This window comes from Tessaracoccus zhenghani, assembly GCF_054552775.1.
In genome coordinates this window covers 2,723,237-2,747,464 of sequence record NZ_CM137275.1, presented here as the reverse complement: position 1 = coordinate 2,747,464, position 24,228 = coordinate 2,723,237, and the positions used below count along the sequence as shown (strand labels likewise).

General features: G+C 69.1%; 23 protein-coding genes. 10 read left to right on the top strand and 13 right to left on the bottom strand.

Annotated features, from left to right (window positions below):
- Positions 1-26 precede the first annotated feature (26 nt).
- The 3 genes from ACX1DX_RS12880 to ACX1DX_RS12870 are packed head-to-tail and all read right to left on the bottom strand — an operon-like array spanning position 27 to position 3,174.
- A complete protein-coding gene (locus ACX1DX_RS12880; protein ID WP_459396912.1) occupies positions 27-749 on the bottom strand; it encodes a hypothetical protein in 723 nt (240 codons plus the stop codon).
- A gap of 50 nt (positions 750-799) precedes the next feature.
- Positions 800-2,056, bottom strand: coding sequence for a fatty acid desaturase family protein (locus ACX1DX_RS12875; protein ID WP_459396911.1), 1,257 nt, complete (start codon positions 2,054-2,056; stop codon positions 800-802).
- Positions 2,057-2,064: 8 nt separating this feature from the next.
- Positions 2,065-3,174, bottom strand: coding sequence for a ferredoxin reductase (locus ACX1DX_RS12870; protein WP_459396910.1), 1,110 nt, complete (start codon positions 3,172-3,174; stop codon positions 2,065-2,067).
- 130 nt (positions 3,175-3,304) lie between these two features.
- Here ACX1DX_RS12870 and ACX1DX_RS12865 point away from each other — a divergent pair, with 130 nt between their 5' ends.
- The 5 genes from ACX1DX_RS12865 to ACX1DX_RS12845 all read left to right on the top strand — a co-directional run bounded on the left by ACX1DX_RS12865 (position 3,305) and on the right by ACX1DX_RS12845 (position 8,375).
- A complete protein-coding gene (locus ACX1DX_RS12865; RefSeq protein ID WP_459396909.1) occupies positions 3,305-4,111 on the top strand; it encodes a spermidine synthase in 807 nt (268 codons plus the stop codon).
- Between the two features lie 195 nt (positions 4,112-4,306).
- Entirely contained in the window at positions 4,307-4,813 is a 507-nt protein-coding gene (locus ACX1DX_RS12860; protein ID WP_459396908.1) for a DUF1707 SHOCT-like domain-containing protein, read from the top strand.
- A 68-nt stretch (positions 4,814-4,881) separates the two neighbouring features.
- Complete coding sequence (locus ACX1DX_RS12855; RefSeq protein WP_459396907.1) at positions 4,882-6,192, top strand: MATE family efflux transporter; 1,311 nt, start codon at positions 4,882-4,884, stop codon at positions 6,190-6,192.
- A gap of 47 nt (positions 6,193-6,239) precedes the next feature.
- Positions 6,240-7,496 (top strand): PQQ-dependent sugar dehydrogenase, encoded by a 1,257-nt coding sequence (locus tag ACX1DX_RS12850; RefSeq protein WP_459396906.1) that lies wholly within the window; start codon positions 6,240-6,242, stop codon positions 7,494-7,496.
- A gap of 81 nt (positions 7,497-7,577) precedes the next feature.
- Positions 7,578-8,375, top strand: coding sequence for a hypothetical protein (locus ACX1DX_RS12845; protein WP_459396905.1), 798 nt, complete (start codon positions 7,578-7,580; stop codon positions 8,373-8,375).
- A 9-nt stretch (positions 8,376-8,384) separates the two neighbouring features.
- Here the strand turns inward: ACX1DX_RS12845 and pdxH are convergent, their stop codons facing one another.
- Positions 8,385-9,023 (bottom strand): pyridoxamine 5'-phosphate oxidase, encoded by a 639-nt coding sequence (gene pdxH / locus ACX1DX_RS12840; protein WP_459396904.1) that lies wholly within the window; start codon positions 9,021-9,023, stop codon positions 8,385-8,387.
- 56 nt (positions 9,024-9,079) lie between these two features.
- On the opposite strand from pdxH, the gene ACX1DX_RS12835 reads away from it, so the two are divergent.
- The gene (locus ACX1DX_RS12835) at positions 9,080-9,442 is read left to right on the top strand and encodes a hypothetical protein (protein ID WP_459396903.1); all 363 of its coding nucleotides are present in this window, start codon (positions 9,080-9,082) and stop codon (positions 9,440-9,442) included.
- Here the strand turns inward: ACX1DX_RS12835 and ACX1DX_RS12830 are convergent.
- Both ACX1DX_RS12830 and clpB read right to left on the bottom strand, forming a co-directional pair.
- A complete protein-coding gene (locus ACX1DX_RS12830) occupies positions 9,439-10,098 on the bottom strand; it encodes a DUF1707 SHOCT-like domain-containing protein (RefSeq protein WP_459396902.1) in 660 nt (219 codons plus the stop codon). The genes ACX1DX_RS12835 and ACX1DX_RS12830 overlap by 4 nt on opposite strands.
- Positions 10,099-10,174: 76 nt before the next feature.
- A complete protein-coding gene (gene clpB / locus ACX1DX_RS12825; RefSeq protein ID WP_459396901.1) occupies positions 10,175-12,745 on the bottom strand; it encodes an ATP-dependent chaperone ClpB in 2,571 nt (856 codons plus the stop codon).
- A 188-nt stretch (positions 12,746-12,933) separates the two neighbouring features.
- Here clpB and treS point away from each other — a divergent pair, with 188 nt between their 5' ends.
- Positions 12,934-15,144: a maltose alpha-D-glucosyltransferase gene (gene treS, locus ACX1DX_RS12820; protein ID WP_459396900.1), complete on the top strand. Its 2,211-nt coding sequence runs from the start codon at positions 12,934-12,936 to the stop codon at positions 15,142-15,144.
- Between the two features lie 54 nt (positions 15,145-15,198).
- Here treS and ACX1DX_RS12815 read toward each other — a convergent pair whose 3' ends face one another.
- The 3 genes from ACX1DX_RS12815 to ACX1DX_RS12805 all read right to left on the bottom strand — a co-directional run bounded on the left by ACX1DX_RS12815 (position 15,199) and on the right by ACX1DX_RS12805 (position 18,844).
- Positions 15,199-16,080, bottom strand: coding sequence for a carbohydrate ABC transporter permease (locus ACX1DX_RS12815; RefSeq protein ID WP_076063170.1), 882 nt, complete (start codon positions 16,078-16,080; stop codon positions 15,199-15,201).
- Positions 16,077-17,351 (bottom strand): carbohydrate ABC transporter permease, encoded by a 1,275-nt coding sequence (locus tag ACX1DX_RS12810; protein ID WP_459396899.1) that lies wholly within the window; start codon positions 17,349-17,351, stop codon positions 16,077-16,079. The genes ACX1DX_RS12815 and ACX1DX_RS12810 overlap by 4 nt, the downstream gene beginning before the upstream one ends.
- Before the next feature lie 92 nt (positions 17,352-17,443).
- A complete protein-coding gene (locus tag ACX1DX_RS12805; protein WP_459396898.1) occupies positions 17,444-18,844 on the bottom strand; it encodes an ABC transporter substrate-binding protein in 1,401 nt (466 codons plus the stop codon).
- Positions 18,845-19,014: 170 nt separating this feature from the next.
- On the opposite strand from ACX1DX_RS12805, the gene ACX1DX_RS12800 reads away from it, so the two are divergent.
- Entirely contained in the window at positions 19,015-19,512 is a 498-nt protein-coding gene (locus ACX1DX_RS12800) for a SixA phosphatase family protein (RefSeq protein WP_459396897.1), read from the top strand.
- 14 nt (positions 19,513-19,526) lie between these two features.
- Here ACX1DX_RS12800 and ACX1DX_RS12795 read toward each other — a convergent pair whose 3' ends face one another.
- The 4 genes from ACX1DX_RS12795 to ACX1DX_RS12780 all read right to left on the bottom strand — a co-directional run bounded on the left by ACX1DX_RS12795 (position 19,527) and on the right by ACX1DX_RS12780 (position 21,790).
- Positions 19,527-20,102, bottom strand: coding sequence for a maltokinase N-terminal cap-like domain-containing protein (locus ACX1DX_RS12795; RefSeq protein ID WP_459396896.1), 576 nt, complete (start codon positions 20,100-20,102; stop codon positions 19,527-19,529).
- Positions 20,103-20,251: 149 nt separating this feature from the next.
- Positions 20,252-21,121: a hypothetical protein gene (locus ACX1DX_RS12790; protein WP_459396895.1), complete on the bottom strand. Its 870-nt coding sequence runs from the start codon at positions 21,119-21,121 to the stop codon at positions 20,252-20,254.
- Between the two features lie 25 nt (positions 21,122-21,146).
- Positions 21,147-21,422 carry a DUF2277 domain-containing protein gene (locus ACX1DX_RS12785; RefSeq protein WP_182762673.1) on the bottom strand — a complete coding sequence of 92 codons (276 nt, stop codon included), beginning with the start codon at positions 21,420-21,422 and terminating at the stop codon, positions 21,147-21,149.
- 11 nt (positions 21,423-21,433) lie between these two features.
- The gene (locus tag ACX1DX_RS12780; RefSeq protein WP_182762674.1) at positions 21,434-21,790 is read right to left on the bottom strand and encodes a VOC family protein; all 357 of its coding nucleotides are present in this window, start codon (positions 21,788-21,790) and stop codon (positions 21,434-21,436) included.
- A 168-nt stretch (positions 21,791-21,958) separates the two neighbouring features.
- Here ACX1DX_RS12780 and tdh point away from each other — a divergent pair, with 168 nt between their 5' ends.
- On the top strand, positions 21,959-22,984 hold the full coding sequence (gene tdh, locus ACX1DX_RS12775; RefSeq protein WP_076063151.1) for an L-threonine 3-dehydrogenase, zinc-binding type: 1,026 nt from the start codon (positions 21,959-21,961) through the stop codon (positions 22,982-22,984).
- A gap of 48 nt (positions 22,985-23,032) precedes the next feature.
- Positions 23,033-24,220, top strand: a complete 1,188-nt coding sequence (gene kbl, locus ACX1DX_RS12770) for a glycine C-acetyltransferase (RefSeq protein ID WP_459396894.1) — start codon at positions 23,033-23,035, stop codon at positions 24,218-24,220.
- Positions 24,221-24,228 lie beyond the last annotated feature (8 nt).

Genomic DNA, 24,228 nt, shown 5'->3' with positions numbered 1-24,228 from the left:
CCGTTCGCGCCGCGACGACGACGGGGTCAGGCCGCCACCTCTTCGGGCGGCCTGAACCGGGCGAGCGCGGCGTGCTCGACGGCGCGGCTCCGCAGGAACCAGCTCCACGCGAAGGCCACCATCGCGATCGTCTCCAACATCAGGATGGGCTTGTAGCGGCCCAGCATGAAGTAGATCTCCACGGGCAGGAACGTCCACAGCACCATCAGGAGCACCGAGATCACGATGGTGGCGCCGCTGATGCCGTAGGCCACCAGGCGGGGTCCCAGGTCATGCTCCGGGATGGCGCTCAGGGGGAACAGGATCAGGCAGAAGGTCGCCAGCGCCAGCAGGAACACCGAAGCGGCGACATTGTGCAGCCAGTAGGTGGTGCCCACCCCGAACACGCATTGCAGCACCGTGCAGTCCCACTCCGCCTGCCGCGGCTGGAGCGGGGCCAGCGCGACGAGGGCCGCGGCGATCGAGGCCACCTTGGCCACGATCCGATCGGCCCGCAGCTCCGGGTTGGTGGGGTGGTAGCCGCGGTAGGACCAGAGGAACAGGGCCAGCGCGCACAGCGTGCCGACGAACACGTCGCGCATCGGCGTGTAGTAGTACTCCGAGATGCTGCCGCGGAGGCCTTCGCCGCTGATCAGGCTCCAACCGATGAGCGACACCGGCAGGAAGAAGCTCAGCATGGCGATCACGCGTTGCTGCGTGATGAAGGTTCGCCCCAACTGCTGGTGGCTACTTGGCCGGTCTTCCCGCACGACGCGCACCTCCTATGCCCTCAACGGCGGTCGGAGCACAGGATAGTCGCCTACGACGCGACGGCGGCCCGCCGGGGCAGCCACATGCCGCGCGTGTTGCGAACGACCTCACCGACTGCGTCGCGTGCGGCGCCGGCCACCTCGCGCAGCCGGCTCGAACCCTCGCGCTTGTCCGGCAGCGAATGGCGCAGCACCGTGCGCCAGGCAGAGAACACCTGCTTGTACAGGGGCCCGGAGACGTAGCGCAGGTTGTGGCGCTCCATCAGTTCCTGGATCCGCGGCGCGATCTGCGGGTACCGGTTGCTGGGCATGTCCGGGAACAGGTGGTGCTCGATCTGGTGCGAGAGGTGCCCGGTCATCAGGTGCATCACCCTCGAGCCGGTGATGTTGGCGGAGCCGAGCATCTGCCGCAGGTACCACTCGCCCCGGGTCTCGCCCTCGATGGATTCCGTCTCGAACGTCTCGACGCCCTCAGGCAGGTGCCCGCACAGGATCACCGAGTGGGTCCAGATGTTGCGCAGGGTGTTGGCGATCACGTTGGCGGCCAGCGTGGGCAACGCCGACGGACCCGACAGCAGCGGGTGCACCACGTAGTCCTTGCTGAACTGCTTGCCGATCTTCTTCAGCGTGGCGGTCAGGTCGGCCTTGAACTCAGCCGTGGACCGCTTGCCGTCCTTCCACTCCTTGATCTGCATGTCGTAGGCGGCGATGCCGTACTCGAAGAACAGCATGGTGAAGAAATTCGTCACGGACTGGAACAGGTGCTTGAGCTCCCATTCCTGGCCGGAGTCCACCCGCATGATGTTGTAGCCCAGGTCGTTGTCCATGCCGACCACGTTGGTGTAGGTGTGGTGCTCGACGTTGTGCGAGCGCTTCCACTGGTCCGCCGGCGACGCGAAATCCCATTCCCACGTGCTGGAGTGGATCTTCTTGTCGCGCATCCAGTCCCACTGCCCGTGGAGGATGTTGTGGCCGATCTCGGTGTTCTCGATGATCTTGGCGAACGTCAGCCCCGCGGTGCCCGCGATGAACGCCGGCGGGAACTTCGAGAACAGCAGCATCACGCGGCTGCCCGCCTCCAGCATGCGCTGAAGCCGGATGACGCCGCGGATGTAGTCGGCGTCGTTGGCGCCGCGGCTGTTGAGCACCTCGTCGCGGAGCTCGTCGAGCTCGCGGCCGATGGCCTCGATGTCTGCCGGGCTGAGATGGGCGATGGGGTTGCGCCGCCCCGTCGACGAGGTCTCGGCACGCTGTTGCGGTGTGCTGGCGGTGATGCGGTTGGAGCGAACTTCCGTAGTTGCTGTCATGGCATGTCCTAAACGGTGAGGTGACAGGGTCCGGCCGCGGCCGATACGCAGGTCTGGACGAGTACAGGGTCTTGCGGATCAGCCGTGGTGACGTCCCCGGTGCGTAGGTCGCGGATGCTGCCGCCGGTGAGCGGCAACACGCAGTTGAAGCAGATACCCATCCGGCATCCGGAGGGCATCAGGACACCGGCGCTCTCGCCGGCGTCGAGCAGGGTGGTGGCGGCGTCGGCGTCCACCGTCACCCCGGAGGTGTCGAACGTCACCGCGCCACCGTCGCCGACGGCGATGATGGCCGCGCGGAAGCGTTCGGTGTGCAACCGCTCCCCCAGGCCTTCGGCGGCCCAGTGGGCCTCCGCGTCGTCGAGCATGGCGGCAGGGCCGCAGGCCCAGGTGTCGCGGCTGCGCCAGTCAGGGACCACCGAGTCGAGTTGGTCCGGCGTGAGGATGCCGTCGACGGCGGTGAAGCGGGTGACCAGCCGCAGGCGGCCGGCCGCCTCGAGGCGACGCAGCTCAGGGAGGAACAGCGCCTCGGCCTCGCGGGGGGCGGAGTGCACGATGACCACATCCGCCGGCAGGGGGTCGTTGCGCAGCATGCCCATGATGGGCGTGATGCCGGAGCCCGCCGTCAGGAACAGCGCTGCGGGCGGGGTGGGCGTGGGCAGCGTGAAGAGGCCTTCGGCCTGGTCCAGGTGGAGCAGCGTGCCCGGGGCGAGGCTGCGGACGAAGTTGCTGACCTTGCCGTCCGGGATGGCGCGTGCCGTGATGGTGAAGGTGTCCGCATTCACGGGGCTGGTCAGGGAGTACGCGCGCCACAGGCGCACGCCGTCCACGTCGAAGCCGATGCGGACGTACTGACCGGGCGTGTGGGGGCGCCAACCCCTGCCGGGACGGATGGTGACGGTGGTGGCGTTGGGGCCTTCGGCGCGGACGCCCAGCACCCGGCCGCGGAGTTCGGCACCGGAGCCCAGTGGGCTGATGAGGTCGAGGAAGTCTTCGGGGAGAAGCGGGGTGGCGATGGCCTCCGCAACCCTGCGGGCGCCCTTACGTACACCGCCGAGAACGCGCTTCGCGACCGACGTGGCCTGGGGCTGAGGGGCGATGACCCCCGTTGTGGTCATGCCCCCTAGCCTACGGCACCGTAGGTAACGGGCAGGGAAAACGGTATACCGGTGGACAGGATCCGCCTCAGGGAGGCCCCTCCAGCCCTTGCCTGCAGCGCCGCCGCTGAGGTTTGGCTAGGCTCTCCAGGTGGCTGACCGACTCTTTCCCGACCCCGAAACGATGGGGGCGTACTACGTCCGGTTCGGCCCCACGTCGCAGTCCTACGTGGATCCGTACCAGCCGGATCTGCTCCTGTTCGAGTACGTGGCGCACATCTCCCTGCTGCTGGAGCACTCGGCCTTTCGGGCGCCTGCGGACCAGCGGCTCCGCGTCGTTCACATCGGCGGCGCCGGCATGACCATCCCGCGCTGGGTGGCCCACCGTCGGCCGGAGACTGCCCAGGTGGTGTGCGAGCCCGACGTCGAGCTCACCGAGGAGGTGCGGCGCAAGATCCCGCTGCCCACCCGTTCCGGGATCAAGGTGCGCGACGTCGACGGCCGCACCGGGTTGGCCGCGATGCCCTCGCAGTGGGCCGACGTCATCATCGTCGATGCCTTCAAGGAACTCGTGGTGCCGGGAGACCTGGTGACCCAACAGGCGCTGGACGACCTGCGGCGCATCGGCAGGGGCGACGCCGTCGTCATCTTCAACATCACCGACAAGGCGCCCTTCGAGTGGGCCCGGAAGCTCGCCGGCGGGCTCAACCAACGGTGGAAGCATTCGATGATCGGGATGGAGAACGACGTCTACAAGGGCCGACGCTTCGGGAACCTGCTGATGTTGGCGTCCGACACCAAGCCCGACACCGGGCCGATCGAGCGTGAATCCGGGCGCCGGCTCTTCGGCTACCGCTGGGTCACGGGGCACGCGGCGCAGCGCTGGCCCGGCGGGGCGCTGCCCTTCACCGACGACACCATGGAGGACTCGCCCGGCCCCCGGGGCCGGGGATGGTGAGCGGTCCGTGGGGCGCGGGGATTTTGTCGCTCGGCTACCGCTGGGTCACAGGGCACGCGGCGCAGCGCTGGCCCGGCGGGGCGCTGCCCTTCACCGACGACACCATGGAGGACTCGCCCGGCCCCCGGGGCCGGGGATGGTGAGCGGTCCGTAGGGCGCGGGGATTTTGTCGCCCTACGCAGCTAGCCTGAGGTCATGGACAACCTGCAGCTCCGCATCGGAGACCTGGAACGCAACGAGGCCGTCGGGTTCCTCCAGACCCATGCCGAGCAGGGCAGGCTCAGCTCCGAGGAGTTCAACGAACGGATCGGCAACGCGCTGACGGCCCGCACGCTCGGGGAACTGGCCTCGCTCTTCTTGGATCTGCCCGCACCCAAGCCCGGCCCCGCGTCAAGCCTGCCCGCGGTCCCGTCGCCGGCCCCGCTGCAGACTCCCCCACCGCCGCCCTACGCCGCGCCCCACCTGCCGCCCTCGCCCTACGGCCCGCCGCAGATGCCGCCGCCCTACCCGCCGCCCATGTACGCGCACCAACCCATGGCCCCGGTCCAGCAGGTGTTCGTCAACCAGAGCGGGCCCGTCGCTATGTACCGCAAGTACAACTCGTTCTGGGTGCACCTGCTCCTGTTCTTCCTCACCGGCGGCATCGGCAACATCATCTACGCCTGGTACATCTGGGACTGGAACACCAAACGCGGGTACTGAACCGCCGGTCCCAACGGGCAGGCGCCGGAGATGAGGCGCCGTGACAGGGGCATAGACTCGCCCCCGCCATGAGTTTGAGCCGACGTGTCCTCGCCCTAGCGGTGCCCGCCTTCGCCGCGCTGGTCGCCCAGCCGTTGATGATGCTGGCGGACACCTGGATCGTGGGCCACCTCGGCACCGTTCCGCTCGCCGGCCTCGGCATCGGTTCCGGCCTGCTCACCACGGCCACCGGCCTGATGATCTTCCTCGCCTACGGCTCGACGTCCGTGGTGGCGCGCCAGATCGGCGCCGGTCACCGCGGCCGGGGCATCGAGCTGGGCGTCCAGGCCATGTGGCTGGCCGGCCTCATCGGGGCGACGGTGGGCGCACTCGTCTGGATCGCCTCGCCGTTGCTGGCCACCGCGCTGGGGGCGACGGGCGACGTGCACACCCAGGCGGTGGAGTACCTGCGCTGGTCCCTCCCCGGGTTGCCGGGCATGCTCGTGATGCTCGCCGCCACCGGCACCTTCCGCGGGCTCGCGGACCCCCGCACCCCGCTGGTGCTGTCCATCAGCAGCGCGGCGCTCAACCTGGTGCTCAACGTGGCGCTCGTCGTCGGCCTCCAGATGGGCATCGGCGGCGCAGGCCTCGGCACCGCGCTGGCAGAAACCGCGCTGGGCGCGACGGCGGCCCTGCTCGTCGCGCGCAAGGCCCGCGCCGCAGGGGCGAGGCTCCGCCCGTCGTGGACGGAGATGATGAGCAGCCTCGCTGTCGGCGTCCCGCTGTTGCTGCGCACCGTCACCCTGCGCATCGCGCTCCTCATCACCACCTACATCGCCGCCCGGCAGGGCACGGCCGGACTGGCCGCGCACCACGTCGTGATGCAGGTGTGGGGTCTGCTCTCCTACGCCCTCGACGCGCTCGCCATCGCCGGGCAGACCATCATCGGCACGGCGCTGGGGGCGGCCAACCCGAAGGAGGCCCGCGACTCCACCCGCCTCATGACCTGGTGGTCCGTGGGCGGCGGCGCAGTGATCGGCGTGCTCGTGCTGCTCGTCCGGGAACCGGTGGCGGCGTTCTTCGCACCGGACGACGCGGTCCGCACGCTCGTCGCCTGGCTGCTGGTCCTGATCGCCGTCACGCTCCCGCTGGCCGGTTACGTGTTCCTCCTCGACGGCGTGCTGATCGGCGCCGGGGACGGCCGCTACCTGGCCATCGCCGGGGTGATCACGCTGCTGGGCTACGCTCCCCTGTCGTTCGGTGCGCTCACCGTCGACGCCGGAGTGCCAGGGCTCACGTGGTTGTGGCTCGCGTTCGCCGTCGGGTTCATGGGGTTGCGGGCTCTCACGCTGGGTCTGCGCGCCCGCGGCGACCACTGGATGCGGCTGGGCGCAAGCTGACCCAGCGGGTGTGACGCGCCCGCCGGACCGGCTGGTAGCGTCGTGGCATGCGAGTACTTGCACCGCTTGTCCTCACTGCCGCACTGACGCTGGCCGCCTGCACCGGCCCGGGTGAGCAGCCCAGGCCGGGAGACCCGGCGCCCACTCCCGCCACCTCCCCCAACTTCACCACCTCCGCACCGTCCGCGCCGTCACCGGCCGCCCCCGAGGCGTCGTCCACGGCGGCGGAGCCCACCGTCGCGGAATCGCCCACCGCGGAGTCGACGGAGCCGGTGCCCGAGACCCACGAGTTCGCCGTCACGGAGCATGAGGCCTACACCAACCCGTGGGCGTTGGAGTTCCTGCCGGGCACGGATCTCCTGGCCATCACCGAGCGCACCGGGGCGCTGAAGCTGCGCTCGCCGGACGGCACCGTGCGCGAGGTGAGCGGCGTTCCTGAGGTCGCCGTCGCGGGCCAGGGCGGCTTCGGCGACATCGTCGCCGGGCCGACGTTCGAGACCGACGGCACCGTCTACCTCTCCTGGGTGGAGCGTGGTGACGGCGGGTCGGGCGCGGTGATCGGCACGGCCACGCTCGACGTCGACGCCGCCACGCTGAGCAACGTGACCAAGATCTGGGCCCAGACCCCGAAGGTGGACGGCGACGGCCACTTCTCCCACCGCATGGCCATCCAGGGCGACCACCTCTTCGTCAGCTCCGGCGACCGCCAGAAGATGGACCCGGCGCAGGAGATGGACAACACGCTCGGCAAGATCCTGCGCCTCACCCTCGACGGACAACCGGCCCCCGACAACCCCTTCCAGGAGGATGCGCCCGCAGCGCAGCAGTTCTGGTCCATGGGGCACCGCAACCCCCTGGGCCTGGCGTTCGACGCCGACGGCCGCCTGTGGGCGTCGGAGATGGGGCCCGAGGGCGGCGACGAACTCAACCTGATCAAGCCGGGCCTCAACTACGGCTGGCCAGCCGCCTCCAACGGTTCCCACTACGGCGGCGGGCCCATCCCGGACCACGCTTCCGGCGACGGTTTCGAGCCGCCGAAGGTGTTCTGGACCCCGTCGATCTCGCCCGGTTCGCTGATGATCTACCAGGGCAGCCTGTTCCCCGGCTGGACGGGGGACGCCTTCCTCGGCGCCCTCTCCGGCGAGGCGTTGGTGCGGGTGAAGCTGGACGGCGAGACCGCCGCCGAACAGGAGACCTGGCCGATGGGCGCCCGCATCCGGGCCGTCGAGGAGGGCCCCGACGGCGCGATCTGGCTGCTGCAGGACGGCGAGAGCGCGCTGCTGTTGGAGTTGCGCCCGGCCTGATGCCCTGGCGGCTGCGGCCGGTCACGCCCCACTGCTATCCGGGAGAACGAGCCCCCTGCGGTGGGGACTAGTGTGGCGGGCATGACCCGACGCATCAGTCGCTCCGCTCTCGCCACCGCAGTTCTGAAGTCCGCCGCGTGGGCGGGCATCACCCTGATCGACCCCAACCGCCTCAGCGGGTGGAAGAAGCACGCCTACTGGCTGGCCATGGCCGGGGGCACCGCCGCCGAGGTGGCGCTGCCCGACGACGGCACCTACCGCCCCGCCGGCCTGAGCACCGGTCTGGCGCTGGGCACGGCCGGCGTGACCTACGGCGCGCAGGACCTCCTGGCCCGCAGCGACGCCTGGTCCATCAAGCAGCTGCAGCGACTGGGCATCAGGCGCCCCCGGCTCTGGGCCGCTGCCGGTGTCTTCGCCTCGATGATGACGGTCTCCCTGGCGCAGGGTTCCGAGCCCGCGGCGGAGGATGCTGACGGGTTCGACGAGTTCGGCCAGCCGCTCCCGGAGACGCTGGAGCCGCTCCCGGCCGAGGCGCGGGCGGTCATCACCGCGCTGCTCGACGCGGTCGACGATTACGGCAGCGAGGAACTGCGCGTCCAGCTCGAGGACGCCGTGTGCCGCGACGAGGACGGCCACTACCTCCTGGTGCCGGACCCGGAGGCTCCCCTCACGCTGCTGGACAGCTACACGTTCCCGGCGAGCGCCACGTTCACGCGCGACGGCGCCACCCACGTGCTCATGCTCGACATCGAGGACGGGCAGCTCTCGTACCTGTCGCACATGATGGAGCCGTACCCCGAGGACGACGCCGACGTGGACTGGTCGCTGCCCGAGGTCTCAGAACTGCGGGTCATCGCAGGTCTCGCAGCAGCAGACTGATCCAAGCGCTCAAGGCTGCAGGCGCTCGTTCGCCCACCCGTCGGCGGTGCGGCGGCAGACGACCCGGTCGTGCAGGCGGCCCGGCAGCCCCTGCCAGAACTCGAAGGTGTCGACGCTGAGCACGTAGCCACCCCAGTGCGGTGGGCACGGCACGTCCCGTCCCTCGAAACGCCGCCTGGCCTCCTCCAGCGCGGCGACCAGGTCGTCGCGGGAGCGGATCGGCGACGACTGGTGCGAGGCCCACGCCTCCAACTGGCTCTCGCGGGGGCGCTTGGCGAAGTACTCCTCGGACCGCTCCCGCGCCAGCCTGGTCACCGAGCCGACCGCCCGGACCTGCCGCATCTGCAGCGGCCACCAGAACGACACGGAGGCGACGGGGTGCTCAGCCAACTCCCGGCCCTTGGCCGACTCATAGCTGGTGAAGACCACCAGCCCGTCCGGCGAGATCTCCTTCAGCAGCACGATCCGCGCCTGCGGGCGACCGTCGACGTCGACGGTGGCCAGCGTCACTGCCGTCGGCTCCGGTTCCCCGCCGGCGAGCGCGTCGTTGACCCAGTCGTCGAGCAGCCGCCAGGGTTCGACCGAGGCGACATCGTCGGGCAGGGGCGCGCCGGTGTAGTCGCGCCGCACATCGTGGAGGTTGGCCATGGACCCATCCAACCATTCCCCCCACGGGCCCAGACAGGGGGGACTAACGTCGGCACATGAGCTACGACATCGCCGTGTTCAATCCCGTGGGCGCTCCCACCGACGACGACGCCTTCGTCGCCTGGTTCCAACAGCAGAGCACCCCCGACGACGACCCCGACGCGGGCACCGTCGCCCTCCGCAACTGGTTCTCTGATTTCTCGAGCCACTTCCCCGCCCTCAACGGCCCCTACGCCGACGACGACGGCACCACCACCTACCGCTTCGGCCGCACCGTCACGGTGGCGAGCTGCCCCGACGGCGAGGCCGAGAAGGCCGCCAGGACCGGTCGTTCGCTGGCGGCCAAGCACGGCGTCGGGTTCTACAACGCCAACTCGGGTGATGAACGACTGTTCCTGCCGGGCGGCGGAACCAGCTAGCGGCCGATCTGCCGGCTCCAGGAGTCCACGGTGTTCTTCGCCGTGCGGAGATCCGCCCCGGTGAGTTCGCGGTAACGCTTGACGGCGTTGATCTTGCGGCCGGCGCGCACCTCGTCCATGACGTACTCGCGCTCCGAGTAGGTCAGGGGGCGGGGCGGCTCCATGCTGGGCGCCGCGCCGAGGCCGCGTCGGTTCTCGAACACCATGGGGTAGATCAGCCAGATCCACAGCGCCATGAGCACCACGAGGAAGCCCCAGTCCAGTGCCCCGGCCAGCGCGATGCCCACGAAGATCATCCACCACTGCGCGTACCAGGGGCGCGGAGGCTTGCCCAGCTGGACGGGCGCATTGGGCTCGGCGTACGGCATGGGCTCCTGCTCGTAGCCGTAGCCCTGCGTGTTGAGGTCGTAGCCGTAGACCGGCGGCACCACGGGCTGCGGCGACGGCGCCGAGGCGGGGTACGGGCTGCCCGGCTTGGGGTTGGGCAGGTCCAGGAACAGCGACGTCAGGTCGCTCTCCGTGCGGGCGCTCAGCGCGCGCGACATCCGGTCGTCGAATTCCTCCGAGCTCAACCGGCCGGTGGCGTGGTGCTCGCGGAGCATCCCGACAGCGTCGTCGCGTTCAGCATCCCCGATGCGCATGAAGTCCCCAGCCATGAGCACCAGCGTACCGCTGCGCGTGGCGGTCGTCGCTGTCGGCGAAGGGGCCCGCGTGTTGCGGGCCCCTCGCTACTCAGGCGACGATGGCGATGCCGTCGTCCGTCCGGTCGAAGCGCACCGTCTGCCCGTCGTTGATCGCGCCGGACAGCAGGCCTCGGGCCAGGTCGTCCTCAATGGTGGACTGCACCAGGCGACGCAACGGCCGCGCGCCGTAGACGGGGTCGAAGCCCGCCTCACCCAGCCACAGCTTCGCCGCGTCGGACACCTCGACGGCGATCCGACGGCTGGCCAGCCGCGCGTTGAGGCGCCGCAACTGGATGTCGACGATCTGGCTGAGCTGCTCCCGGCTCAGGGCATCGAACAGCACCACCTCGTCGAGCCGGTTGAGGAACTCCGGCCGGAACGCCTGCCGCACCACGGACATGACTGACTTCTCCTTCTCCTCGCGGTCGAGGAGCGGATCCGCCATGAACTGCGAACCAAGGTTCGAGGTCATGATCAGCAGCGTGTTGCGGAAGTCGACGGTGCGGCCCTGGCCGTCCGTCAGCCTGCCGTCGTCGAGCACCTGCAGCAGGATGTTGAACAGATCCGGGTGCGCCTTCTCCACCTCGTCGAGCAGGATCACCGAGTAGGGCCGGCGACGCACCGCTTCGGTGAGCTGGCCGCCCTCCTCGTAGCCGACGTAGCCCGGAGGAGCACCGACGAGGCGGGCCACCGAGTGCTTCTCGGAGTACTCGCTCATGTCGATGCGCACCAGCGCGGTCTCGTCGTCGAACAGGAAATCCGCCAGGGCCTTGGCCAGCTCGGTCTTACCGACACCGGTGGGGCCGAGGAACAGGAACGAACCGGTGGGCCGGTTCGGGTCCGAGATGCCGGCGCGCGAGCGGCGCACGGCGTCGGACACAGCCACGACGGCGGACCGCTGGCCGATGAGGCGCTCACCGATGCGCTCCTCCATCTGGAGCAGCTTCTCGGATTCGCCCTGCAGCAGGCGCCCGACGGGCACGCCCGTCCACGCGGCGACGACCTCGGCGATGTCGCCGGCGCTGACCTCTTCGGAGACCATCGACGGCGTGGCGTCGGAGGCCTCCGCCTCCGCCAACTCCTTCTCCGCGGCCGGGATCTCGCCGTAGAGGATGGTGGAGGCCTTGGTGAGGTCGCCCTCGCGCTGGGCGCGATCTGCCTCCATGCGCAGTTGGTCGATGCGCTCCTTCAGGTCGCCCACCCGGTTGAGGCCGGACTTCTCCGATTCCCACCGGGTCTCGAGTCCGCGCAGCTTCTCCTGCGCGTCGGCGAGCTCGGCGTTCAGGGCGGCGAGGCGCTCGCGCGAGGCCTCGTCGTCCTCCTTCTCGAGGTGGAACTTCTGCATGGTCATGCGGTCCACGTCGCGGCGGAGCATGTCGATCTCCTCCGGTGAGGAGTCGATCTCCATCCGCAGGCGCGACGCGGCCTCGTCGACGAGGTCGATGGCCTTGTCCGGCAGCTGCCGGCTGGTGATGTAGCGGTTCGACAGCTCGGCGGCCGCGACCAGCGCGGAATCCGTGATGCGTACCTTGTGGTGCGCCTCGTACCGCTCGCGGAGGCCGCGCAGGATGGCCACGGTGTCGTCGACGGAGGGCTCCCCCACGTAGACCTGCTGGAAGCGCCGCTCCAGCGCGGGGTCCTTCTCGATGCGCTCGCGGTACTCATCGAGCGTGGTGGCGCCGATCATCCGCAGCTCACCGCGCGTGAGCATGGGCTTGAGCATGTTGCCCGCGTCCATGGCGCCCTCACCGGACGCGCCGGCGCCGACGACGGTGTGGAGTTCGTCGATGAACGTGACGATCTGGCCCTCGGCCTCCTTGATCTCGTTCAGCACGGCCTTGAGCCGCTCCTCGAACTCACCGCGGTACTTGGCGCCGGCCACCATCGACGCGAGGTCGAGCGACACCAGCCGCCTGCCCTTCAGCGAATCCGGCACGTCGCCTGCCACGAGGCGCTGGGCGAGGCCCTCGACGACGGCGGTCTTGCCGACGCCGGGCTCACCGATCAGCACCGGGTTGTTCTTGGTGCGCCTGGCCAGCACCTGGACCACGCGGCGGATCTCCTGGTCTCGGCCGATGACCGGGTCGAGTTTTCCGGAACGCGCCCGCTCCGTGAGGTCGATCGAGTACTTCTCGAGGACGGATTCGCCGCCCTCGGATTCAGCGGAGGTGACGCGCTTACCCCCGCGGGAGGCCTCGAACGAGGCCTTCAGCGCGTCTGCCGTCACGCCGGCGTTGTCCAGGATGGTCTTTGCATCGGAGGCGATGGTGGCCAGCCCGATGAGGAGGTGTTCGGTGGCGACGAAGTCGTCGCCGAGGGAATCCGCCAGCGTCTCCGCCGCAGCGAGCACGCGCGCGAACGGCCCGCTCAGGGCGGGCTGGCTGACCGAGCTGCCCGACGTGGAGGGCAACTTCTTGATGGCGGCGACAGCGGCCCCATCCACCTGGTCAGCGCGGGCGCCGACGGCCTCGAGCAGGGCGCCGACGGTGTTGTCAGGAGTCAGGAGGAGTCCGTGCAGCAGGTGCACGGGCTCGGTGTTGGGGTTGCCGTTGGTGAGAGCCTGCCGGACCGCCGCCGTGACGGCGTCCCGCGACTTCGTCGTGAGCCGTTCCGTGTTCATGTAGCTGGATCTCCTCGTTCAGTTCTCAAGCGCAGTCCCGCGCTCTGGATACAAAGTTGAGTCTACATCACTCAACCTTGTTCAGGCCCATTGTATTCCACCGACATCCCCTCATCCCCGCCCCCGGACGAGGGCGCGGCAGACCGTACGTGCGCTGCGCGCGCGAAGTGACCGGTAGCGTAAGGCAGGTGACCACGACACCTGAGAACCCGGTGCCCGAGCAGATCGACGACGACGAACTGCTCGAGGCAAGCTTCGACCAGCAGCGGTTCGCGGCCCGCCCGGCCCGGCTGCGGCCCCGCGCCCGCCGTCGCTCCGACGACCAGGGGCCCATCGCCCCGCCGTTCACCGCCTCGGGCGCCAACCGGGCCTACGTCGAGTGGCTCGAGGAGCAATCCATGCTCCACGACGCCAACCAGATCTCGCGCCAGGTGGCCGGCAAGCACCTGATGTGGGCCCACCCCTACGCCCACCCGGACCCACGCGCGGCGGTGCAGCGGGCCTCGGTGTGGTTCACCGCCTACCCGCTGTCGCACATGACGGACCGGGCGCAGTCCTTCCTCGGCTCCCTCGGCAGCCAGGAACTGTGGGAGGCCTTCTCCAGCATCGGGATCGAGGCCGTCCACACCGGCCCGGTGAAGCTGGCCGGCGGCCTGCACGGCTGGGAGCCCACCCCGTCAGTGGACGGCCACTTCGACCGGATCTCGATGGCCATCGACCCGCTGTTCGGCAACGAGGCCGAGTTCCGCGAGATGTGCGAGACCGCCACCAAGTACCACGGCACCATCATCGACGACATCGTCCCCGGCCACACGGGCAAGGGCGCCGACTTCCGGCTGGCGGAGCTGAACTACCGTGACTACCCGGGGGTGTTCCACATGGTCGACATCCCGCCGGAGCACTGGTCGCTGCTGCCCGACGTGCCCGAGGGTCGCGATTCGGTCAACCTCTCCCCCGAGGCCGAGCAGGCACTCTCCGACGAGGGGCTGATCATCGGCGCTCTCCAGCGGGTGATCTTCTACGAGCCCGGAGTCAAGGAGACCAACTGGTCCTGCACGCCCCCGATCGTCGACTACAAGGGCGTCGAGCGGCGCTGGGTCTACCTCCACTACTTCAAGGAGGGCCAGCCCACCATCAACTGGCTCGACCCCACGTGCGCCGGCATGCGGCTGGTGATGGGCGACGCGCTGCACTCGCAGCTGGACCTCGGCTCCCGCGGCCTCCGGCTGGACGCCAACGGCTTCCTGGGCGTCGAGAAGACGTTCGGCTCCCCCGCCTGGTCCGAGGGCCACCCGCTGTCGCTGGCCGCCAACCAGCTGATCGGATCACTCGTGCGCAAGGTGGGGGGGTTCACCTTCCAGGAGCTGAACCTCTCCATCGACGACATCGCCCGCACCGGCACCGTCGGCCCTGACCTCTCCTACGACTTCATCACGCGCCCCGCCGCCCAGTTCTCGCTGGCCACGGGCGACACCGAGTTCCTGCGCCTCGTGCTGCGCGAAGCCATGCGCCTGGGCATCGACCAGGCGTCGCTGGTGCACGCCATGCAGAACCACGACGAGCTCACCTACGAGCTGGTCCACTTCACCACCACGCACCGCGACGACGAGTACACCCTCGGCGGCCAGACCTACACCGGCGGCGAGCTGGCCGAGCACGTCCGCGAGACGATGCGCGAGAAGCTGACGGGACCGGCGGCCCCGTACAACTCCCTGTTCACCACCAACGGCATCGCCAGCACCACCGCGTCGATCGTCGCGGCCTCGCTGGGGTTCACGGACCTCGACGCGATCTCCGACAGCGAGGCGCGGCGCATCTCGAACGCCCACCTGCTGCTGTGCATGTTCAACGCGTGGCAGCCGGGGGTGTTCGCCCTCTCCGGGTGGGACCTCGTCGGCGCGCTGCCGCTGGACCGCGAAGAGGTCAAGGCCCTCACCGCGATGGGCGACACCCGGTGGATCGAGCGCGGCGCCTACGACCTGCTGGGAGTGGTCCCGGACGCGAAGAAGTCGGCGAGCGGCATGCCGCGGGCCCGCGCGCTGTACGGCTCGGTGCCGGACCAGTTGAAGCGCGAGACGTCGTTCGCGAGCCGGCTCGCCGCCGTCCTCAAGGTGCGCAAGCGCAACGGTCTGCCCACCGGCGCCCTGGTGGACGTGCCGGAAGTGGGCGACAAGGCGCTGCTCGTGATGGTCAACGAGCTGGAGACCGGCACCACGCAGATCACCGCCCTGAACTTCGGCGGCGAGAAGCTCAGCGCCCGCGTGCAGTCCGACAAGCTGCCCAGCGGCCGCGTGTTCGACCTGTCCACCCGACGCAAGGTGGGCACCGTGGACGACCTCGGCGGGTTCACCGTCGAGCTGCCCGCCTACGGCGGCCAGGCGATGATCATCCGAAACTGAACCAACAGCAACGTCCCCTGCGCCCGGGTCAGGCGCAGGGGACGTGCTGTGTGGCTACTTCTGCGAACCGGCCAACAGGGCCTGCACGAAGTAGCGCTGGAAGGCGAAGAACACGATCAGCGGCACGATCATCGACAGGAAGGCACCCGCCGAGAGCACGTCGATGTTCGAGCCGTACTGCCTCAGTTGAGACTGGATCGCCACGGTCAACGGCATGGACTGCGCGTTGGTGAAGATCAGCGCCACGAGCATGTCGTTCCAGGTCCACAGGAACTGGAAGATCGCCAACGACGCGATGGCCGGCAGGCCCAGCGGCAGGATCATCCGGAAGAAGATCTGCCACTCCGACGCGCCGTCCACCCTCGCCGCCTCCAGCAGTTCCGAAGGGAACTGCGTGAAGAAGTTGCGCAGCAGGAAGATGGCGAACGGCAGGCCGAACGCCACGTGGAACAGGATCACGCCCAGCACACTGCCGAAGATCCCCAACTGCCCGAACAGGCGGGCCAGCGGGATCAGCGCCACCTGGATGGGCACCGCGAGCAGCACGATGACGGCGATCAGCAGCCAGTCGCGGCCGGGGAACTGCAGCCACGCGAACGCGTAGCCGGCCAGGGCCCCGATCATCACGACCAGCGCCGTCGTCGGCACCGCGATCACGACGGTGTTCCAGAAGGAGCCCGTAATGGTGGGGTTCGACAGCAGGTTGGCATAGTTGTCCAGCGTCAGCTGGGCCGGCGCGGTGAACACGTTCCACCAACCCGACGCCGAGTTGTCGCCGGAACTGCGCAGCGACGTCAGCAGCAGCCCGACGGTGGGCACGAGCCAGAAGATCGCCACCACCGCCAACACCACGTTGACTATCGAGTTGTTGAAGACGCGCAACACCTTCTGCGCCGGTGTGAGCTTCGGTTTCACGATGCTGAGTTCGACGGTCATCGTCCGCGCTCCTCTCGGAAGCGGCGGATGTTCAGGATCATCGACGGCAGCACCAGCACCAACAGCAGGATGGCCAGTGCGGAGCCGAGGCCGTAGTCGTTACCGCCACCGAACGACACCGTCCACATCTCCACTGCAATCACGTTCGCCGCGGGTTTCGAGGCGCCTGGCGGGATGACGTAGACGAGGTCGAAGATCTTCAGCACGTTGATGATCAGCGTGACGAACACCACCACCAGAACGGGGGCGAGCAGCGGCGCCGTGATGCGGGTGAACACCCGCCACTCGTTGGCGCCGTCGATCCGGGCCGCCTCCTGCAGCGACGGGTCCATCGCCGACAGGCCCGACGAGATCATCACCATCGCGAAGCCCGCCCAGATCCACACGTAGGACAGGATCACCACGGCGTTGATGAACGTGGAGCTCAACCAGGACACACCCTGCGCGCCCTCGCCGAAGTTCGACGCAGGGAGCGCCACCCGGTAATTCCCCCCCGGATCCAGCCCCTCGATCACATAGGTGCCGTTGGGCTCCGTGGTGGCGTTGCCGGCGATGGAGCCGTCCTCGGCCACCGCGTCGACGCGGATGCCGGGCAGACCGGACTTGCCCTCCTCGAGGGCACCCTGCGTGCCGCCCCCGCCGGGGATGACGTCCAGGAACACGGTGCCGGAGATCTGGTCGTCGCCGGCCTCGGGAGCCGCGACGGCCCCCTCCGCCGTCGCCGGGAGGTTGTTCTGCCGGATGCCGATCAGCGGCAGGTCCACGACGGTGCCTGTGCCCACCGTCGACTCCGTGCTGATGATACCGCCCTCAGCGGTGAGGCCGACGTCCTTGCGCGGGTTGGCGCCGGGATAGTTGGCGGTGTCCGTGAAGGTGTTCTGCACGCCGACGATGGCCGCGTTCACGGCACCGAGCTGCGGGTTCTCCTGGAAGAGGCCGCGGAAGATGACGCCGGCGGCGAGCATGGAGATGGCCATCGGCATGAAGATGATCAGCCGGAAGGCCGTCTTCCACTTCAACCGCTGCAACAGCACCGCGAAGATCAGGCCGAGGACGGTGCAGATCACCGGGGCCACGAGCACCCACATGATGTTGTTGCGGATGGCGGTGAACGTGGTGTCGTTGGTGAACATCGTCACGTAGTTCTGCCAGCCGGTGAAGTTGTCCCCGCTCCTGTCGTAGAGCGAGCGCACCAGGGTGAACACGATGGGGTAGGCGACGAGGGCGCCGAGCACCACGAGGGCCGGCGCCAGGAAGGAAGCGATGATCAACCCGCGCTTCAAGCGGCCCGAGGACCGGGGCTTGTGATCCCCGGTCCTCGGACGCTCTGGCGCGGTGACTACAGCAGTCACCGGAGGCCTTGTCAGCCGCCGTATGCCGACGAGGCAGCAGCCTCGAGGCGCTGCATGGTGCCGTCGACATCAGACGGGTTCTCGTAGAAGGTGATCATTTCCTGCCAGAAGCCCTGGCCCTGCGTGCCGCCGAACGCGCTGGGCGTCAGGTCGGACATGTCGAAGCGGAACGCCTCCGCACCCACGAGGGCCTCGGCGATCTGGCGGGAGGTGTCGTCCGGGTACAGCGAGGTGTCGACACCGTTGTTCGGCGAGGTCAGGCCGCCCAGGGGCACCCACACCGAAGCGGCTTCGGGCGAGGCGAGGTAGGCCATGAGGGCGTTGGTGGCCTCGTCGTCGGTGAACTGGATGGCGACGTCGCCGCCACCCACCACTGCCGCTTCGGAGCCGTTGACGGACGGGAAGTCGAAGAACAGGGCGTTCTCGCCGACGGTGGAGTTGCCGTCCTCCGTGATGACGCCGGCCACGAAGTCGCCCTCGTAGACGGTGCCGGCCTGCGGGTCAGCCCCGAAGACCTCAGTGATGGACTCGGGGAAGCCGCGCTGGGCGCCGCCCTCCTGCACCAGATCCGTGCCCCACAGCTGGGCCAGCACGTCGAGAGCCTCCTTGACCGACGGATCCGTCCAGGGGATCTCGTGGTTGGCGAGCTGGTCGTACATCTCGGGGCCGGCGGTGCGCAGGTAGACGTTCTCGAACCAGTCCGTCAGCGGCCAGCCGACGTCGGCGCCCACGGAGATGCCGGCATAACCCGCGTCGCGGATCAGGCCGAGCTGCTCAAGGAAGCCTTCCCAGTCTTCGGCGGCGGCGGGATCTGCCCCGGCCTCACTCCAGAGGTCTGCGTTGTACCACATGGTGGATTTGTTGGCCGCCTTGAACCAGACGCCGTAGAGCTCTCCGTCCACGCTGCCGAGGTCGAGCCAGGACTGCGAGTAGTTCTCCTCGACGGCGGCCTTGACGTCGTCTGACAGCGGCATGATGCTGCCGTCAGCGGCGAGCTGCTGCATGAGGGCAGGCTGGCCCACGACGGCGACGTTGGGCGGCGTGCCGCCCTCGAGCTGGCCGGAGATGTAGGTGGGGCCGTTGTCGCCGAAGCTGGTGTAGGTCACGCTGGCGCCGGTGGCGTCCTCGAACTGCTGGAGGACGGCCTCGAAGTTGGCCTGCTCCGCGCCGGACCAGGCGGCGACGACGTTGAGGGTGGTGCCGGACAGGTCTGCGGCGGCGCTCTCGCTGCCGGAGGGGCTTTCGCTGCTCGCGGGGCTTTCGCCCGCGGGGCTCTCGCTGGCGACGGTGCTCCCGCCGTCAGTGCCGGCGGTGGGTTCCGTATCGCCGTTTCCGCAGGCGCTGAGCAGGGCGACGCTGGCCATGCCGAGGGCGGCGAGGGCCGCTACGTGTTGACGGGATCGATTGAACATGTGTCTCCTTCGTTTGCGACGACACTTCTCAACGTCGCTCCTCGCGACAGCGTCGTCGTCTAGCCGGTGAACACTTCCAACCTAGCCACCGGTCCAGGCCTGTTCACGCTAACAAATGTCTCTTTTCGCTAACTTTTCCACTATCCCCTTCCCGTGCTTAGGGTGGAGGCATGGCAGTGACGCTGATTCTCGTCCGGCACGCGAAATCCGACTGGCACACGGACGTCCCGGACCGCCGCCGTCCACTCTCTGACAGGGGTGTTCGCCAGGCAACGGCCACCGCCCACTGGCTGGGCGAGACCTTCACCCGGGTGGACCTCGCCCTCGTCTCTGTGGCGACGCGGGCCCAACAGACCTGGGGGATCTTGTCCGCACATCTCCACCCCGCCTCAGGAACAATCGACTCGGAAGACGCCTACACCTTCGACGGGGAGGAACTGGCAGAAGCTGTCTCCGCGCTACCGGGCTCTGCGTCGACGGTGATCCTCGTGGGGCACAACCCCGCGCTGGAGGAATTGATCGGGCTGTCCACCGGACATTCCGTCCCCATGCGGACGTCGGCCGTGGCGGTCCTCGAACTCCCCAACTGGGGCGCCGTCGCCGAGGGCAAGGGCACCGTCATCGCCGCCGGGCGACCGGCGGACGACAGCTGGTCTGTGCGCCCGTGATCCAGGGGTGAAGCTCAGCGCAGGAGCGCGAGCAGGTCGTGGCGCGGGCCGGCGTCGTCTGTCCAGTCCGCGATGAGCGTGCCGAGCGCGTCGCCGGGCACGTCGGCCGAGCGTTCGAGCACCCGCACCAGTTCCAGTTCCGCGTCTGACCCCTCGCCCGGCACCACGCCGCTGCCGTGGACGTCCATGACCAGCGGCAACACGTTGCCATCGTGGTCGTGCACATCCGCCTGGCCGTCCGCCTCCCGGATGACACGCTCCAACTCCGCCATGAACACCGGGTCCGTGGCCGCGTCGTAGCAGTAGCGGGTGCCCAGCACGGAGTGCTCGAGGGTGCCGATGAGGTCTCCCCCGTCCAGCGGGGCGGCCCGCCAGGTGACCGGAACGAAGTAGGCGTGCACGCCGTCGGAGATCACCATGGAATCCAGCCCGACCTCGCCGTCAGGGTCCGCCAGGCGGAAGTTGGCGACGCGTTCGAGCCTGCCCGCGTCGCCGAAGAACCAGTGCTGCCGCGGCAGCCAGCCCTGCAGCAACTCGATCTTGGTGGGGCGGAGTTCTGCTCCGACGTGGACTTCAGCTGCGCCGCTCATGGTGCCTCCTCGCGTCATTCACAACCTTAGGCGGTCCGTGGGGCAGCCCCAGCGGAGTTCGGGTTGCGGCCGATGCTGACCTTCAACCGCCTCCGGTGGGCGACAAGGTTGCCGTGCCGCTGTTGATCGCCACAGACCAGGAGCAGGGCTCACCTGCCCTGATGGTCGGCGAACCACTGGGCCCCGACGGGCTCGAGCGCTCTGGCGACCTCCACCATCTCGTCTGAGCCCCAGTCGCTGTCGCCGCCGTCGGGCCACAGTTCCGCGTCCACCTCTCCCAACTCGCGGCAGACCCGCCTGAACGACCGGCCCTCCCCGGAAGCGAAGATGTCGTCCCCCAGGTCGGTGACGTTGCCCTCGCCGCATTCCCGGACCGCGGTGGGCTCCAGCACGATGCGCAGCCAACCCGTGTGCTCCGGCGTGCGCAGGTCGTAGATGACCTGCTCCGGCTCCGCCAGGACCAGGCGGAGTTCGGGCGCCTCGATGCCGATGGGCGCGACGAGGGGCAGCGTGGTCGTCCGGAACTTCTCGGCCCGCTGCTGCAACTGGCTCTGGCGGTCCAGGTGATCGCCCAGGGTGAGGAGCGCCACCCCCACCGCAATCGCCGCCAGCAGGGCGACGGCGCCGACGAGGAGCCGCCGGGGTTTCAGCCCGGAGGCCGTCAACGCCGCCGCCACCGGCGCAAGGAATGCCAACAGCAGACCCGTGCGTTCGGGCACGCCGTCGAAGGTCGTGAAGAGCGCGACGCCCACCGCGGCCACGGCGAGCAGGACCGGCACGAACCACCAGCGCAGCCCCAGCCTCGCGGCCAGGAAGACCACGACGACCACGCCCAGCGCCGCGCCGGCGAGGGCGCCCAGGAAGGCGTAGCCGACGTTGCAGAGGAAACCGCTGCACGGGACCAGCGCCGCCCCGACGCCGCCCAGCAGGGCGGGGACGAGGATGGACAGGTAGGCCAGTCCCGCGCCCAGCCACAGGAGCGAGCCGGCGCTGTGCTTCGGGGGCTGGGTGCGCGGCATTCCTGCAGGGTAGCCGGGGAGGGGTCTAGCCGGTGGCGGCGAAGCGCTTCGCGGAGCGGGCTTTCGCCTTCACCGCCTCCTCCTGCCGGTTCTTCGCCGGCGCTACGGTCACGAGGTCCTCCAGGAGGTGGCGCGTGATGTGCGCGACCTCCTCGACGGCGCGGTTGAACGCCTCCTCATTGGCCTTGCTCGGCTTCGTGGTGCCGGAGACCTTGCGGACGAACTGCAGCGCGGCGGCGTGCACCTCGTCGTGCGTGGCGGGCGGTTCGAAGTTGTTCAACGGGCGGATGTTGCGGCACATACCCAGATCTCCTACGTGGTGCCCTCGTAGAGGCCGATGGGGTTGCCGTCCGGGTCCTCGAACACGGCGAACCAACTGGTGGGGGTGACCTCGGTCTTCTCCATCACGACCGTGGCGCCGTGGTCCTTCGCGACGCTAAGGGTGTCGTCGATGGAATCCACCTCGACGTAGGAGCGGGGCTGGGTGAAGCCGTCGCCCCGCGGGGCGAGGCCGCCGCCACTGATCTGGTTGGGGGCGCGCCACATCGGGTAGCCCTCGAAACCGGGGAACTCCTGGATGTCCCACCCGAACAAGGTGGAGTAGAAATCCTGCGACCGTTTGAGGTCTGAGACCGGAATGTCAATGTGGGTGATGTCGCCGTGAGCCACGGGAGCCTCCTTCACACTCGGTTGCCACCAGCCTAAGCCGGGCCTCGGCCCAATGCCAGGGGTTTCCGCACCTCGCAGATGCGGGATCGCGGGCGGTCCGGTGAAGGTGGACGCTCGTTGCGGCAGGGCGCCCGCAGGCGGCGCGGGTGGCGTGCCACGATGGTTGACATGTTGGCCCTGGTGAAGACAGCTCCCGGCCCCGGGTTGGAGCTCATGGACATGCCCATCCCCGTCCCCGGCCCCAACGACGTGCTCATCAAGATCCGGCGCACCGGCATCTGCGGGACCGACGTGCACATCGACCGCTGGGACGGCTGGGCCGAGAAGAACGTGAAGTGCCCCCGCATCATCGGGCACGAGTTCTGCGGCGACATCGTGGAGCTGGGCTCGTCGGTGACCAACCTCGAGGTGGGCCAGTTCGTCTCCGGCGAGGGGCACTACGTGTGCGGGCGTTGCCGGGCCTGCCTGGCCGGCAAGCGGCATCTCTGCCGCAACTACAAGGGCATCGGCTACCACGTCGACGGCGTGTTCTGCGAGTACTTCGTGATGCCCGCCCGCAACGTGTGGGTGCATCCCGACGGCATGAACCCGGACGTGGCCGCCATCTTCGACCCGTTCGGCAACGCCGTGCACGCCGCGCTCCAGTTCCCCGCGCTGGCTGAGGACGTGCTCGTCACGGGCGCCGGGCCCATCGGCATCATGTCCGCGCTGGTGGCCAAGTTCCAGGGCGCCCGCAACGTGGTGATCACGGACCTGTCCGACGAGCGGCTGGAACTGGCCCGCTCGCTGGGGCTCACGTCGACCGTGAACACCGGGGTGGAGCGGCTGGAGGACGTCTACGAGCGCTTCGGCATGGTGGAGGGCTTCGACATCGGCCTCGAGATGTCCGGCTCCGGGCCCGCGCTGCGCTCGATGATCGACAACATGACGCACGGTGGGCGCATCGCGCTGCTGGGGTCGCCGACGCAGGAACTCACCGTCGACTTCGCCACCATCATCTTCAACATGCTCACCATCCAGGGCGTGACCGGGCGCGAGATCTTCGAGACCTGGTACGCCATGAACGCGCTGATCCGCTCCGGCCTGGACATCTCCGGCGTGATCACGCACCGGTTCCCGGCCGAGTCTTTCGCTGAAGCCTTCGAGGTCGCCTCGGATGGCCGGTCCGGCAAGGTCATCCTCACGTGGGACTGACCACGTCGCATGGGATCCCCGCCAGTTACTTTTCCGAACAGGAGCACCATGACCTTCCTCGATGACATCAACCAGCAGATCCAGGCCCTCCGCGACGAGGGGCTGTACAAGGAGGAGGCCCCGCTCACGACGGCGCAGGCCGCGCACGTCGGCACGCTCGGCGGCGAGGTCATCAACCTGTGCGCCAACAACTACCTGGGCTTGGCGGACTCCCCCGAGCTGATCGTTGCCGCGAAGGAGGCGCTCGACCGCTGGGGCCTCGGCATGGCGTCGGTGCGGTTCATCTGCGGCACCCAGACGCAGCACCAGGACCTGGAGGCGAAGCTCACCGGCTTCCTCCGGAAGGGCGCCGAGGGCTTCGACACGATCCTCTACTCGTCGTGCTTCGACGCGAACACCGGCCTGTTCGAGACCGTCTTCGGCCCCGAGGACGCCATCATCTCCGACGAGCTCAACCACGCGTCGATCATCGACGGCGTGCGGCTGACGAAGTCGCAGCGCCTGCGGTATCGCAACCGGAGCCTCGACGACCTGCGCGCCCAACTGGAGGCCGCCAGGGGCGCGCGCCACCGGGTGATCGCCACAGACGGCGTCTTCTCGATGGACGGCTACGTGGCGCCCCTCGACGACATCTGCACGCTCGCCGATGAATACGGCGCGTTGGTGATGGTCGACGACTCCCACGCCGTCGGCTTCATCGGCGACACCGGCGCCGGTACGCCGGAACTGTTCGGTGTGACCGAGCGGGTCGACATCCTCACGGGCACGCTGGGCAAGGCTTTGGGCGGCGCGTCGGGTGGCTTCACCTGCGCGCGTGGGCCCATCGTCGAGTTGCTGCGGCAGAAGTCGCGGCCGTACCTGTTCAGCAATTCGCTCGCCCCCGCCATCACGGCCTCGGCGATCGCGGTGATCGACCTCATCGCCTCCCGGCCCGAACTGCTCGACCGGCTCCGCGAGAACACGGCCTACTTCCGCCGCCGGATCGTCGAGGAGGGCTTCGAGGTGCCCGAGTCTGACCACCCCATCGTCCCCGTGATGATCGGCGACGCGGCGCTGGCCGCCCAGATGGCCGACGAGATCCTCGCCCGGGGCGTCTACGTCCGCGCGTTCTCGTTCCCGGTCGTGCCCCGCGGCAAGGCGCGGATCCGCACCCAGTTGTCCGCCGCCCTGACCAGGGAGGACCTGGACGCGGCGGTGGCGGCGTTCGTCGCCGCCCGGGACGCCGTGGCCCGCTGACCGTCAGG